General features: G+C 52.0%; 14 protein-coding genes. 6 read left to right on the forward strand and 8 right to left on the reverse strand.

Annotated features, from left to right (window positions below; all coding sequences use genetic code 11):
* Positions 1-86: 86 nt before the first annotated feature.
* From AXE65_RS09545 to AXE65_RS09555, 3 genes are read right to left on the reverse strand one after another with little or no spacing between them, the layout of a single operon-like run.
* Complete coding sequence (locus AXE65_RS09545) at positions 87-1,976, reverse strand: MFS transporter (RefSeq protein WP_068391412.1); 1,890 nt, start codon at positions 1,974-1,976, stop codon at positions 87-89.
* A gap of 21 nt (positions 1,977-1,997) precedes the next feature.
* Complete coding sequence (locus tag AXE65_RS09550) at positions 1,998-3,314, reverse strand: bifunctional DedA family/phosphatase PAP2 family protein (protein ID WP_068391415.1); 1,317 nt, start codon at positions 3,312-3,314, stop codon at positions 1,998-2,000.
* The gene (locus tag AXE65_RS09555; protein ID WP_239685067.1) at positions 3,299-3,994 is read right to left on the reverse strand and encodes a DNA-3-methyladenine glycosylase; all 696 of its coding nucleotides are present in this window, start codon (positions 3,992-3,994) and stop codon (positions 3,299-3,301) included. The genes AXE65_RS09550 and AXE65_RS09555 overlap by 16 nt, the downstream gene beginning before the upstream one ends.
* A 120-nt stretch (positions 3,995-4,114) precedes the next feature.
* Between AXE65_RS09555 and AXE65_RS09560 the strand changes: the two genes are divergently transcribed.
* From AXE65_RS09560 to rfbB, 4 genes are read left to right on the forward strand one after another with little or no spacing between them, the layout of a single operon-like run.
* Positions 4,115-4,408, forward strand: a complete 294-nt coding sequence (locus AXE65_RS09560) for a PA4642 family protein (RefSeq protein WP_068391421.1) — start codon at positions 4,115-4,117, stop codon at positions 4,406-4,408.
* Positions 4,409-4,429: 21 nt separating this feature from the next.
* Positions 4,430-5,584: an MFS transporter gene (locus AXE65_RS09565; protein ID WP_239685068.1), complete on the forward strand. Its 1,155-nt coding sequence runs from the start codon at positions 4,430-4,432 to the stop codon at positions 5,582-5,584.
* Positions 5,585-5,599: 15 nt separating this feature from the next.
* Positions 5,600-7,075 carry an inorganic phosphate transporter gene (locus tag AXE65_RS09570; RefSeq protein ID WP_068391424.1) on the forward strand — a complete coding sequence of 492 codons (1,476 nt, stop codon included), beginning with the start codon at positions 5,600-5,602 and terminating at the stop codon, positions 7,073-7,075.
* A 27-nt stretch (positions 7,076-7,102) separates the two neighbouring features.
* The gene (gene rfbB, locus AXE65_RS09575) at positions 7,103-8,113 is read left to right on the forward strand and encodes a dTDP-glucose 4,6-dehydratase (RefSeq protein WP_068391427.1); all 1,011 of its coding nucleotides are present in this window, start codon (positions 7,103-7,105) and stop codon (positions 8,111-8,113) included.
* A gap of 4 nt (positions 8,114-8,117) precedes the next feature.
* On the opposite strand, the gene AXE65_RS09580 is transcribed toward rfbB, so the two are convergent.
* The 3 genes from AXE65_RS09580 to aspS all read right to left on the reverse strand — a co-directional run bounded on the left by AXE65_RS09580 (position 8,118) and on the right by aspS (position 11,157).
* Complete coding sequence (locus AXE65_RS09580) at positions 8,118-8,540, reverse strand: hypothetical protein (RefSeq protein ID WP_068391430.1); 423 nt, start codon at positions 8,538-8,540, stop codon at positions 8,118-8,120.
* A gap of 62 nt (positions 8,541-8,602) precedes the next feature.
* On the reverse strand, positions 8,603-9,352 hold the full coding sequence (locus AXE65_RS09585; protein WP_068391433.1) for a YebC/PmpR family DNA-binding transcriptional regulator: 750 nt from the start codon (positions 9,350-9,352) through the stop codon (positions 8,603-8,605).
* Between the two features lie 29 nt (positions 9,353-9,381).
* Complete coding sequence (gene aspS / locus AXE65_RS09590; protein ID WP_068391436.1) at positions 9,382-11,157, reverse strand: aspartate--tRNA ligase; 1,776 nt, start codon at positions 11,155-11,157, stop codon at positions 9,382-9,384.
* Between the two features lie 109 nt (positions 11,158-11,266).
* On the opposite strand from aspS, the gene AXE65_RS09595 reads away from it, so the two are divergent.
* Positions 11,267-11,737 (forward strand): Dps family protein, encoded by a 471-nt coding sequence (locus AXE65_RS09595; protein ID WP_068391439.1) that lies wholly within the window; start codon positions 11,267-11,269, stop codon positions 11,735-11,737.
* Positions 11,738-11,888: 151 nt separating this feature from the next.
* Positions 11,889-12,476, forward strand: coding sequence for a cold-shock protein (locus tag AXE65_RS14320; RefSeq protein WP_068391551.1), 588 nt, complete (start codon positions 11,889-11,891; stop codon positions 12,474-12,476).
* On the opposite strand, the gene AXE65_RS09605 is transcribed toward AXE65_RS14320, so the two are convergent.
* Both AXE65_RS09605 and astE read right to left on the reverse strand, forming a co-directional pair.
* Positions 12,434-12,892: an HIT family protein gene (locus tag AXE65_RS09605; RefSeq protein WP_068391441.1), complete on the reverse strand. Its 459-nt coding sequence runs from the start codon at positions 12,890-12,892 to the stop codon at positions 12,434-12,436. The genes AXE65_RS14320 and AXE65_RS09605 overlap by 43 nt on opposite strands.
* A 57-nt stretch (positions 12,893-12,949) precedes the next feature.
* Complete coding sequence (astE, locus tag AXE65_RS09610; protein ID WP_068391444.1) at positions 12,950-13,987, reverse strand: succinylglutamate desuccinylase; 1,038 nt, start codon at positions 13,985-13,987, stop codon at positions 12,950-12,952.
* Positions 13,988-13,996: the final 9 nt, after the last annotated feature.

Below are 13,996 nucleotides of genomic sequence, written 5' to 3' on the forward strand. Positions count from 1 at the left end.
AGGTTGTACACATTGGCTGCATGCTGCGCCTAGTCTGGCGAAATTTTGAGCAGCAGCGCGGCTCGCGTTTGAAGCGGGAGCAGACCCTAGAGTTTATCCCCACGAAGTTCGGCAACCGCCGCGTGCAAGGCTCTTGGCGTGGCGGCTTCTGGCGCTATGGGTTTACCCACAACAATATTGATTCTTGATAATACGCGGCGGAAAAAACCGCGTTTAGGGTCGCGGCTAAAGTAACTGCCCCATAATCCTTGCAAGGCGACCGGCACAACCGGCACCGGATTTTCTTGCAAGATGCGCGTTACACCACCTTGAAACGGGTTTAATTCACCATCTGTCGTTAATTTACCTTCCGGAAAGATGCAAACCAATTCACCGTTCTTTAGATACTCGTCAATCTTTTTAAAGGCGGCTTCATAAATGGCCATATCTTCACTGCGTCCGGCAATCGGGATGCAACCGGCAACCCGTGCAATAAAGTTAAGCACCGGCAGGTTATAGAGCTTCCAATACATGACAAAACGGGTATGACGGCGCAATGCACCGCCCAGCAAGACCACATCGATAAAAGAAACATGATTGCATACCATTAAGGTACCGCCTTCTTGCGGGATATGCTCAAAGCCTTGATGACGCACGCGGTACATGCTGTGACCGATTAACCAGACGATAAAGCGCATGGTAAATTCGGGCACTATTTTAAAGATATAGGTGTTGACGGCGATATTCATCAAAGCCAACACTAAAAATAATTGCGGAATGGAAAGCCCAGCTTTGGTTAATAACAACATGGCAACCAGCGCGGCAATCACCATAAACAGTGCATTTAAAATATTGTTGGCCGCAATTACCCGCGCGCGTTCATTTTCTGGCGTGCGTGATTGGATTAAAGCGTACAGTGGCACAATATAAAGACCGCCAAACAGACCTATGCCTAAAATGGAAAATAATACCCACCAGCTATGGGAATAAGCCAAAATTTCAAGCCAGTTTTGTTGGCTGGCGGATGTGACTAAATCCGGTGAATTCCACCACAGCAGCAGGCCAAAGAAGGTCAGTCCCAGTGAACCAAAAGGTACCAGGCCGATTTCTATCTGCCTACCAGATAGCTTTTCACAGAGCATCGAACCTAAGCCAATGCCAACAGAAAATACGGTAAGAATTAACGTAGCAACGCTTTCATCACCGCCTAAAAAATCCTTGCTGTATTCTGGAATTTGCGTGAGATAAGTGACACCCACAAACCAAAACCAAGAACTACCAATCAGTGAACGTGATACGGCTGGTGTTTGCCCAAGCCCGCGCCTTAAAGTCGCCCAAGTTTCAACGGGAATATTAAGGCTTAGTTTAAGCTGCGGTAATGCGGCGGCGGCTGATGGAATAAATCGACTGCTAAAGTAACCCAGCAAAGCAACGGCTAGCACACAAAAGGCGGTGACTTGCGCCCAATAATCGGTGCCTGCCAGTATCAATCCGGCGCCAATAGTGCCGCCTAAAATAGCAAGAAAAGTACCCAGTTCCACCAAGGCATTACCACCTATCAACTCTTCATTATGCAAGGTTTGCGGCAAGATGGAGTATTTAACCGGACCAAATAATGCTGATTGCAAGCCCATACAAAACAGTACAGACAACAGCAGATAAAGATTATTAAATAAAAAACCAGCCGCGCCGCCCAGCATGATCAGCACTTCGGATAATTTAAGCGCGCGTATTAACTTGTCTTTGGCAAATTTTTCGCCGAACTGCCCGCCTAATGCAGAAAACAAGAAAAATGGCAGAATAAATAATAAAGCACAAAGATTAATCAGCAGCGTACTGCTGCCTTGCGCATCGTCGCTGATATTCAGCTTGTATAAAATCGCCAATATCAACGCTTGTTTAAAGATATTGTCATTTAATGCACCGAGTGATTGGGTCAAGAAAAACGGTAAAAATCGGCGCGATTTAAGCAAGGCAAATTGTGAAGGCTCTTTCATCTATCTTCTCCTTGATTTTATCTAATATGAATAACGCGCAATGCTTTGCGGTAATGTCCAAAAGGCATAAGTTGCCAGCCAAAAGAGCGCCAAAGGCAACAGTATCTGCCAAAAACGCGCGGGCAATGCAGGCAGTGGCGAGCGATATTGTACGAAAGCCAAAGCGCCCGCACAGAAAACGCCGCTCAGTAATACGCCCGCGATAATATCGGTTGGCCAATGCACACCCAAATACACCCGCGAACAGGCAATAAAAAGCACCGGCAGGCTGGCAAGCAGCAGCCAAACCAAGCGCCAGCGCGGCGGTTGGCCGCGTCCGGCCAAGACGGCAAGACAGCCATAAAAGGCCATCGATGAGGCGCTGTGTCCACTTGGCAGGCTAAAACTGCTTAACGGTTGCAGTAACAGATCGGGACGGGCGCGTTGTATTAACTGTTTAAGCAGTTCGCTCGCAACGGCGGTGCCAAGCAACGCTGCGGCTGAAAAGCAAAATGCCCGCCATTGCTTAAACAACAGCAAGACGGTTATCAACAATAGGCCGATAACGATTTGGCAAAGGCTATTGCCCAAACCGGTTATCAGGATGGCAGCAGTATCTAGCGTTTTGCTGCGATGGGCCTGTATCAGGTTCATCAATCCATTGTCGAGCGATTGCAGGTGTGAAAAGCCTAAAGATAAAGTGATCAATGCCAGCAGACAAAGTCCGGCGGTAATCAAGCTGCTGTGGCGCAATCCGCGCTGACTGCTGTAGAGGCTGATGGCAAGCAATAAGCCAAGTGACGCCAGCAACAGGGCGGCATCACGCCAAAAACCGTCAGGCAACGGCAGGCGCAATGCCGCACCGGTTGCCCAGCCGGGTAAAAGATAGGCAATCGACCAACCGGTGCCAGCCAGCAGGCTGATCAGTGCAAAGCGCCAAAATGGCATGCGCAGCATGCCCGCAACCATCGGCAACAGTGGGCGCAGCGGGCCGATATAGCGACCTATCAGCAGACTTACCGCACCAAAGCGCTGGAAATAGCGTTCAGTGCTGGCCAGCCACTGCGGATGCGTGCGCAGCCCGGGTAGCTGGCCGATCCGGTGTTTAAAGCGAAAGCCCAACCCATAGGAGAGCAAATCACCCAGCAGTCCACCTAAAAACCCCAGTAGCAATGTTTCGCCTAATCCAAGCGCCCCGCTGCCCGCCATCACCGCAATGGCAAATAGCAGCACAGTGCCAGGCATCAGCAACCCGACAATCGCCAGGCATTCCGCGCAGGCGACGATAAAAAGCGCAAGTCCCAGCCACTGTGGATGCGCCTCAAGCCAGACGGAAGCGGTAGTTAAAAAGTCGCCCACGAGCCTTCCTTTTCAGTCAGTAACCAATAATCGCGCCCTTCAAGCTGGCCGAGACGCAGTGGATTTTTTGTGCAGTGGCGAGCGTAGGCTGCATCAACAAAGCGATAGGGCAAATCCTCATCACGCCCTATGGGAATGCCAAGACGGCGGGTTTGGATAATTTGTTTGGGCGGCGGCGCTTGTTCCAGATGCAGCCGCTCGTTTAAGCGTTTGGCATTCCAATCCGGTACTTTTAAGCCAAGGCTTTTGCACAACAACGTTTGCCCTGCGCAAAGTTTTTCCGCTGCACGGATCCTGCCCTGCTTATCGGGATTAAGCTGCTGCATGCGCTGCAAGCTCGCCTCGCCAGAAATTTCGTCCAGCACCGGATAAGCGGATTTAATCAACACAGCATTGCCTTCACCCTGCGCGCTGAAATTAAGCGAATCACCGCCGCGAGCGTAGTACATATATATAGTGCCGGGCGGCATAAACAGGGCGCGGCGGTTATGGGTAAAGCCCAGCGAAGCATGACTGCCTTTTTCGTTTTTGTAATAGCTTTCCGTCTCAATAATCCGTGCGGCAAGCCACAATCCCTCTGTCCGATGGCGGATGATTTTGCCCAGCAAAGCACAGGCAAGCGACTGCGCGTCGCGGGCAAAAAAATCTTCGCTAAGTAAAATAACTTGAGTACTGGGCAAGGCTTTTTCTGTCTCAATGACTGGGGCGCTCTTTTAACACATGCGAGTAAATCTTGCCGCCTTTCCCCAGGCGAAGCAGGGCGTTAAACTGCCCGCTTTTGTCATTCGCGCGGAGTAGCCATGCGCAAAGATAAACATCAGGTAATAGGCGAGGCAATGACCGATGAGCAGGTTCGCTCGTTTCTTGCGCCAGAGCCTATGGACGCTACGCCCCCTGCCCTGCATAAGTTGGTTAAAGCCTATCGTGGTTTGCGGCTTGAGGATTTTGCCCGTTTTGTCGATTTTTTTGTCGAGGCCGGGTACGACCTTGCCGCCAAGGATAAAAGCGGGCGTGACTTTATCGCTCTGATAGCCGACCAGCGCGGTGCAGCGCCTTATATTGAGGTGGTGCAGGCCGCCTTGGCGCAGCACTAAAAGCACTTCGATTAAAATCTCTTGTCTACCAATCCTTCGCGCTTTGTGTTGCTGGCCGCCTTGCTGCTGGCGGCCGTTAATTTGCGTCCGGCGATTACTTCGCTGTCACCGGTGATTGAGCGAATTGCCGAAGAGCTTTCCTTAAGCCGCGGCCTTATCAGCCTAACTACGGCGCTACCGGTACTGTGCATGGGATTGCTTGCACCGCTCGCGCCACGGCTGGCGTTGCGCTTTGGATTGGTGCGCACGGTGCTTTGCTGTCTGCTTTTGATCAGTTTGGCGCTGCTGCTTCGCCTCGCTTCGCATATTCCACTGGTACTGATTGGCACGGCATTACTGGCAGGCAGTGCGATTGCTGTCGCCGGACCCTTGCTTTCCGGTTTTATCAAGCAGCATTTTGCCTGGCAAAACGGCGGCATTTTGGCGGCATTCTCGCTCGCCATGGCGATAGGCGGTGCCAGTGGTGCGGTGTTGGGTTTGCCGGTGACACATTTACTTAGCAATGATTGGACGCTGGGCTTAAGCTTTTGGGCAATACCTGCCCTGCTCGCTGCGCTGCTTTGGTTTCGTTTGCCGAACACAAGGCCAGAAACCGGCGCACAGAGCGCTTCACTGCCTTGGCACTCAGGCCGTGCCTGGCTGATTACCGGCTTTTTTGCCGTACAGGCCGGATTGTTCTATGCCTTGGCGACTTGGCTTTTGGCACGTTATTTGGAAGTGGGTTTCAGCGATTTACGCATCCATTTTTTATTTGATGCCTTTATGTTGGTATCCCTGCCGAGTGCTTGGGTTTTGCCTTGGCTGGCGCAACGGCTAAACGCACACTACCCATTGCTTTTAGTGTCTGCGCTCTGTTCATTATTGTGCCTTGTTTTCATTACTTTTTTCCCGCTGCTGTGGCCGGAGCTGTTTGCTTTGCTGCTGGGCTTTGGCTTGAGCGGCTCGTTTGCGCTGTCCTTGGTGTTGCCTTTGCATGAAGCGCACAGTCCGCTTGAAGTCAGCCGATTAAGTGCAATGATGCTCTGCGCAGGCTACAGTTTGGGCAGTCTTACGCCAATCCTGCTGGGTATCGGGCGCGACCTGTTCGGCAACTACCAAATGCCTTTTCTGCTGTTATGTCTGTTCGCCCTGCTGCTAAGCGCTCTTGCAGCGGCCTTGCAGCCAAGAAAACACTAACCCTGAGCCATTTTTATGCTTGAACTGTTAGCACAACAAAATGCCTGGCTGCTTGCCGGTCTTGCACTGGCGCTCGCCTTTGTGTTGTTTTTTGAATTTATCAACGGCTTTCACGATACCGCCAACGCCGTGGCTACGGTGATTTATACCAAGGCCATGTCCGCACATACGGCGGTTATCCTCTCCGGTATTTTTAACTTTTTGGGCGTTTTGTTGGGCGGCGTGGGTGTGGCTTATGCCATTGTGCATCTGCTGCCGGTGGAGCTGCTGATCAACGTCAATAGCGCGCAAGGGCTGATCATGGTGTTTGCCCTGCTGGCGGCGGCCATTACCTGGAATTTGGGTACTTGGTACTTTGGTATTCCGGCCTCCAGCTCGCATACCTTAATTGGCGCGATTTTGGGCGTGGGCATTGGCAATGCGTTGATTAGTGATATTTCGCTGATGGATGGGGTGAACTGGTCTAAAGCCATTGAAATCGCCATCTCGCTGGTGATTTCACCGGTGGCCGGGTTTATCGTCGCCGCCCTTTTGCTACTGGCACTTAAACGCTGGCTGCCGCTTTCCAAAATGCATATCACGCCGGAGCGGCGCAAAGAGAGCAAAGGCAAAAAGCACCCACCGTTTCGCAATCGTTTGGTACTGGTCGCCTCGGCGCTGGCAGTCAGTTTTGTGCACGGCTCCAACGATGGGCAAAAAGGTATCGGGCTTATCATGTTGGTGCTGATTGGTATTGTGCCGGGCCTGTTTGTGCTGGATTTGGGCAGCACCCGCTATCAGATAGAGCGCACTCGCGATGCAGCGGCCTATCTCAATCAGCTTTATCAAAGCAATAAAGAAGCGCTGGGCGACTATCTGGCACTCGGCAAGCAGAGCCAGGCCAACGAGCCGCTGGCGCTACTGCGCTGCGAGCCCAAACAGACCGAAGCCACTATTGCGGCACTAAGGAACGAGCTAAAAGGCGTAGGCGATTACGCCGAGCTTTCCGCCGAAAAACGCATTGAAGTGCGCCGCTATTTGCTCTGCCTTGACGATACCGCCAAAAAAGTAGGCAAACTGGGTCTATTGCCTCATCGTGAACAGTCTGACCTTAACCGTCTGCGCAAGGATCTAACCGGCACCACCGAATACGCGCCGTTTTGGGTCATCCTCGCGGTCGCACTGGCACTCGGTATCGGCACCATGGTCGGCTGGAAGCGCGTGGTATTAACGGTTGGCGAGAAAATCGGCAAGCGCGGCATGACCTACGCGCAAGGCATGGCCGCACAAATTACTGCCGCCTTTGCCATTGGCGTGGCCAACCTGTTCAGCCTGCCGGTTTCCACCACCCATGTGCTGTCCTCCGGTATTGCCGGAACCATGATTGCCAATCGCAGCGGTCTGCAAGGCGGCACTGTGCGCAATATTCTGCTGGCTTGGTTATTAACGCTGCCTATTGCTACGCTGCTGGCGGTTTTTCTTTACTGGTTTGCCACGCTTTTTGTGGGTTAATTTGTCGGTTAATGGTTGGCTAATACAGTGAAGCTATTGATTAGCGGCGGCTGCGGCTTTATTGGTTCGGCGCTTATCCGCTATTTATTGGCCAATACCGCGCATTCCGTCGTTAATCTGGATAAATTAACCTACGCTGCCAATCCAGCGGCGCTTGCTGATTTTAATCAGCATCCAAACTATTGTTTTATCAAACAGGATATTGGCTATCCACTGGGTCAGTTATTTTTTCAGCATCAGCCGGATGCGATTATTCATCTGGCGGCAGAAACCCATGTCGATAACTCTTTAAAGCAACCTGATTTATTTATTAAGACTAATATCAATGGCACAGCCAACTTGTTGCAAGGGGCACGTTATTATTGGCAAGGTCTTGATCACGAACGTAAAGCACGCTTTCGCCTGCTGCAAGTCTCTACCGACGAAGTCTTTGGCGATTGGGCCGGCCGTCAATTAAAAGCCAGCGAAACCAGCCCATACGCCCCCAGCTCGCCTTACGCCGCGAGTAAAGCCGCCGCCGACCACCTCGCCAGGGCCTGGCAGCGCAGTTTTGGCCTGCCGATTATTATCAGCCACAGCAGCAATAACTACGGCCCGTGGCAGCACGCGGAAAAACTGATTCCGCGCTGTATTAGCCAGGCTTTACAGGGCAAGCCGTTGCCGATTTACGGCAATGGCAAAGCCATCCGCGATTGGCTTTATGTTAAAGACCACGCCCGCGCCCTAGTTCAAATTATCGAAAAAGGCCGTGTAGGTGAAAGCTACAATATCGGCGCAAACTGCGAAAAAACCACCTTGGCCGTGGTAAACGCCATTTGCCAAGCACTGGAAAAATTCGCCCCTGAATATTCACCGAATAACCCGCAAGGCTTTGCCGGTTTGATCAAGTTTATCCAAGACCGCCCAGGCCATGATTTACGCTATGCATTAAATGTCGAAAAAATTCAGACCGAGCTGCATTGGCAAGCGCAAGAAAGCTTTAATAGCGGTATCGATAAAACCGTGCAATGGTATTTAAATCAATTGAATACCCAATAAAACTTCAGGCTTTCTTGAGCACCACGATAATACCTTCGGTATAGCTGAAGCCATAACTGTAGCCGGTCGAACCTTTGCCTGAAATACTGCCGGTACCTTGCACAATCATGCTCGCTTTATATTCATATTTATAATCACCCGAAGCGTCATATTTATAACTACCCGAAGTGATTGGCGTGATGGAAAACAGTTCATAGCCTTGTTCCAACCAAGGATTGATGACCTCGTGCATGTCTTGCACCAATGCAAAACCGTCTACGGCAGAGTCGGAATAGCCGGTTATTTCTTGTTGTTGCTCTTTGCGCATTACCGGTTTCTCGCCGCCAAACCAGCCCTTTTTGCTTTCTCCGGTCGGCATTTTAACGGATTTGTTTTTAATAATGGGTTTGCCACTGGTAGGAATAAAAAAGGTCTTAACGAGAGGCATGCTTTTTTCTCTTCTTGAGTTTACCTCTCGCTTATTGCGAGAGGTGGTTCATTCAATCGAATTTATTCCAGTTGCTCCATGATCTCATCGGCAATTTCCGCGTTATGGTGGACGTTTTGCACGTCGTCCAAGTCCTCCAATGCATCGAGCAGGCGCATGACTTTTTGTGCGGTTTCCAGGTCATCAATCGGCGCGGTTACATTGGCGATTTGGGTCACTTCCGCCTCATCCGCTTTAAAACCAGCGGCGCTTAGCGCTTCATTGACTTGATGAAAATCGGCAAAGCTGGTCAGCACCATGGCTCTGCCGTCTTCGGCGATTTCTACATCATCGGCTCCTGCTTCCAGTGCGGCTTCCATCAGCGCGTCTTCGTCCACTGTGTCGGCAAAGCTGATTTGCCCTTTACGTTCAAATAAATAGGCTACCGAACCGTCGGTGCCCAAATTGCCGCCGTATTTGTTAAAGGCGTGGCGCACGCTGGCGGCGGTACGGTTGCGGTTGTCGGTCATGGCCTCGACCAAAATCGCAACACCAGAGGGCGCGTAGCCTTCGTAGGTCAACTCAACCAGATTATCGGCCTCGTTGCTACCCGCGCCGCGAGCAATGGCGCGGTCGATGGTATCGCGCGACATATTGGCCGATAGCGCTTTATCCACGGCAAGGCGAAGGCGCGGGTTATCCGCAGGAACGGGGCCGCCGTGTCTGGCGGCAATGGTTAGCTCGCGGATAACGGTGGTGAATATTTTGGCTTTTTTAGCATCCTGGCGACTTTTGCGATGCTTGATATTGGCCCATTTGGAATGACCGGCCATAGTGGTTTTCTCCTTAAATGCGTTGATGATTAAGCGGCTTGCGGCTGTTCACGCAAGCGAATGTGCAGCTCGCGCAGCGCGGTGCTGTCTACCGTACCGGGAGCCTGGGTCATCAGACAGGCGGCGCTTTGCGTTTTCGGGAAGGCAATCACCTCGCGGATGGAATCCGCCCCGCTCATCAGCATCACTAATCGATCCAGCCCCAACGCCAGTCCGCCGTGCGGCGGCGCGCCGTATTTAAGTGCATCGAGCAGAAAGCCGAATTTGGCTTGTTGTTCGTCTTGATCGATACCCAGCACGCTAAACACCGCTTGTTGCATGGCGCGCTGGTGAATGCGGATGGAACCGCCGCCGAGCTCCAAGCCGTTAAGCACGATATCGTAGGCACGGGACAGCGCTGCCAATGGGTTTTCCGCCAAGGCTTCGGCGCTGCATGAGGGCGCGGTAAAAGGATGGTGCAATGCCGCTAATCTTCCGTCATCGCCCGCTTCAAACATGGGGAAATCCACCACCCAAAGCGGTGCCCAATCGGCCGTTAGCAGATTGAAATCATGGCCGATACGCACGCGCAGCGCACCCAGTGCATCGCAAACCACTTTGGCTTTATCGGCGCCAAAGAACAGAATGTCGCCGTCCTGTGCGCCGCTTCTTTGCAAAATCGCTTGCAAGCGGTCTTCTGGAATAAATTTAACGATGGGCGACTGCAAACCTTCTGCGCCTTTGGCAAGCTCGTTGACCTTGATCCAGGCCAAGCCTTTAGCACCAAAGCCGCTGACAAAGCGGGTGTAATCGTCAATCTGGCTGCGCGGCATAGCGGCGCCACCCGGCACGCGCAGCAAAGCAACCCGCCCGGCCGGGTCGTTGGCGGGACCTGCAAAGACTTTAAATTCCACGGATTGCAGCAAATCGGCAATATCAATCAGCTCCAGCGGGATACGCAAATCCGGCTTATCCGAACCAAAGCGGCGCATGGCCTCGTTATAAGTCATGCGCGGGAACTCGCCCAGCTCTACTCTCAAGACTTTTTGGAACAGGCGGCGAATCATTTGCTCGCTTAAGTCCATAATCTCGGCTTCACCTAAAAAGCTGGTTTCAATATCCACTTGGGTGAATTCCGGCTGGCGGTCGGCGCGTAAATCTTCGTCACGGAAACATTTGGCAATCTGATAATAGCGGTCGATACCTGAGACCATCAAAAGCTGCTTAAACAGTTGCGGCGACTGCGGCAGGGCAAAAAAGCTGCCCGCGTGGGTGCGACTTGGCACGAGATAATCGCGTGCGCCTTCCGGCGTGGCACGAGTCAAAATCGGCGTTTCTACGTCGAGAAAACCGGTATCGTCCAGATAGCGGCGCAGTTCTGAGGTAATCCTTGCGCGCAGTTTTAATTTTTCTGCCATTTCTGGACGGCGCAGGTCAAGAAAACGGTAGCGCAGACGGGTTTCTTCGCCGACTTCGGCATAATCATCCAAGGGGAACGGCGGCGTTTCGGCGGCGTTTAGTACCTCAATAGACAGCCCTAAAACCTCCACTTCACCGCTTTTGATATTGGGATTAACCGTGCCTTCCGGGCGAATACGCACCTTGCCGTGGATTTTGACCACGTATTCACTGCGCACTTTATCAGCCTGCTCAAACAGCACGGCATTGTCCGGTTCAAACACCACTTGCGCCAAACCCTCACGGTCACGAATATCGAGAAACAGCACGCGGCTGTGCTCGCGGCGGCGATGTACCCAGCCGCAAAGTGTAATTTTTTGTCCATCAAGGCTTTTATTCAACTGGCCGCAATAGTGGCTGCGCGTCATAATAGGGGTCTCTAACACAAAGGAGGGTGTGCGGCCAAAGCGGCAACGCATTGCAAAAAGGGCGATTATATAGGCTTAATCCCCTCCCGCAAAAACCAAGGAGTATGTCATGGAAATTAATTTAGGAATCGCTGAAGCGGATCGCGCTGCCATCGCTGAGGGACTGTCCCGTCTTTTGGCCGATACCTACACGCTGTATCTGAAAACCCACAATTTTCACTGGAACGTCACCGGCCCCATGTTCAACACACTGCATCTGATGTTTGAAGGGCAGTACAACGAACTCGCGCTCGCCGTGGATGCCATTGCCGAACGCATCCGCGCCTTGGGTTTCCCCGCTCCCGGCAGTTATAGCGCCTATGCCAAGCTCTCATCGATCAAGGAAGCCGAAGCAGTGCCTGCCGCCAGCGAGATGATTCGCCAACTGGTGCAAGGTCAAGAAGCGGTGGTGCGCACCGCGCGCAGCTTGTTTCCGCTACTGGATGCGGTCAGTGATGAACCCACCGCTGACCTGTTAACCCAGCGTATGCAAATTCACGAAAAAACCGCCTGGATGCTGCGCAGCCTGCTGGACGAATAGATCATCCAAGTCGACGGGGCTATGGATTGCCACACATAAAAAATTGATAAATTGCAGGTTTTTTGGTGAAATTGCCGATTATTTTTGCCTGTTCTTTTGAATGCCTTGCGAACATCTTGGCCTTTTTATCCCCACTTTATGGTTTTATGACATGTTAAAAATCGCTCATCTGTTGATTGGCGTGATTGCCCTGCTGTTGTTTGTTGTCTTTACCTTAAGCGGCTCACTGCCTTGGTCTGCACAAACCGATGCGCTGTATTTGGCGATGTTCGGGCTGATGAACCTTTTGATTGCGCCTTTTTTGCCGAATTGGCACCGTGGTGCTCGCGGATTGTTCCAGCGCATTGCCTGCTCGCTGCTGCTGTTTGCCGGTGCCTTGCAAGGTTTGACGGTCGTGTTGAAAGAGCCGCAACTGTTGGGTCAACCGGTGGTGCTGTTTAGCCTTTTGGCGGCTTTTTTCGGCGTGCTGCTGCACCTGATGGCAAACTTAAAGCTGCTTAAACGCAGGCGTGCCGGTAGCCGTACTTCGACTGAGCGCGAAGTCGGTACGGTGAAATGGTTTAACACCACCAAGGGCTTTGGCTTTATCTCGCGCTCCGATGGTGATGATGTATTTGTGCACTTTCGTGCCATTCGTGGCGAAGGGCACCGTGCTTTGCAGGAAGGCCAGCGCGTAGAGTTCTCGGTTACGCAACACTACAAAGGCTTGCAGGCTGAGGATGTGATCGAGGTTGGATAAAAATCCAGACGTCCTCCAGCAAGCGCAAGCCCAAGACGCGTACGAATGGCTTCAATCTGCTGTGGCGAGTAGGCTTCGGGGGTGAAACGCCCCCAAACCGGCGCAGGCCAAGCCGCGTCGCTGCGTTTTCGTGCAATCACATGCACATGCAGTTGCGCGACTTGGTTGCCGAGCGCGGCGATATTGATTTTGTCCGCGGCGAAACTGTCTTTTAGCGTTTCAGCAAGGCGGGTTGTTTCTTGCCAAAGCTGCGCTTGGTCTTCTTGTGACAATTGAAAGACTTCCGTCACCGCATTACGCCTTGGCACTAAAATAAACCAAGGGTAACGCGCCTCATTCATCAGCAGCAGTTGGCACAGGGGAAAATCGCCAAGCGGCAAGCAATCGGCTGCCAAACGCGGGTCAAGACGGAACATAACAACCTCCATACAGTGCGAAGTGGAGCCATTATGCGCCTCTCTTGCCCTAACTGCTTATATCGCTTGAGCGGCAGGCACAATAATTAAACCGGCGCGTTGGCCATTTTGTACTTTGGCATTGGGGAAGATAATGCGTGCGTTGGCTTCATCGACTTGCCAGCGCATATCGCCGTCTTCGGCAAGCAGGCTGTATTGCTTAAGTGGGCTGAAATTTTCGATGTTATCGCTAAGGTGCAGACGAAAATGATCACTTTGTTTAATAATTTCACGCGAGACGGTAAAAAGCTGCAAGCCGTCTAAAAAAGCGTCAGGCGGATGACTTTCATCGCCTTCAATTAAGCGCTCAATAACCGATTGCAGTTTTTGTAAATTGATCTCTTGGTTTTGCCCGAAGGGGCGGGCTTTGCCCAATTCCAAGGTGATGGCTTCAACGCCCAACTGTGCATAGCTATAGGCGGTAAAGGTGGTTGCCGGACGGTTTTGTAGCAATACCGCACTGATACCGGCGGATTGTAGTCGTTTAAGTTCGGCCCTGCTGTGCAAGCGATTTTCGGCAAAAGGATAAAGCGCAAATTGCTCGATTTTTGAACCGCGAATAGCCGTGTGCAAATCATAATGCAGGGATTTTTTAAGGTTTGCGCCACGAAAAAAATCAGCGGCAAATCGCTCCAAACTAGCCGCTCGTTTGGCTTCAAAACCCTGGCTGTCTTTATGGCGCCCATTAAACAGACGGTTTAAATCCTGCTCGATATAACGCACGCCTTGGCGCATGGCTTGCGGGTTGCCAAAAACTACCAGCAAACGGCAACGCAGCCTAAGCTCGCCCATTAAGATGCGTTTAAGCAGTTGATCGAGCAATTCAACGGGCGCGGTTTCATTACCGTGGATACCGGCGGACAGCAGCAAACTAAGGCCTCGATCATCGCCTGGTGCGGGAGAAAGTTGCAATACACCTTCGCCCAGCCAGTGCAGGCGGATAGCGTTAATAGCCGTCTGCATAGCCTTTAAATCATCGGCGGGTTCTGCCTCATTGCCATAAACTGGCGCGATACCTTGCAGCGTTAACTGCAATAAATCTGCGAGCTTGCTCATGCTCTACCC

It is taken from the genome of Ventosimonas gracilis, from assembly GCF_001580025.1.
GTDB classification, from domain to species: domain Bacteria; phylum Pseudomonadota; class Gammaproteobacteria; order Pseudomonadales; family Pseudomonadaceae; genus Ventosimonas; species Ventosimonas gracilis.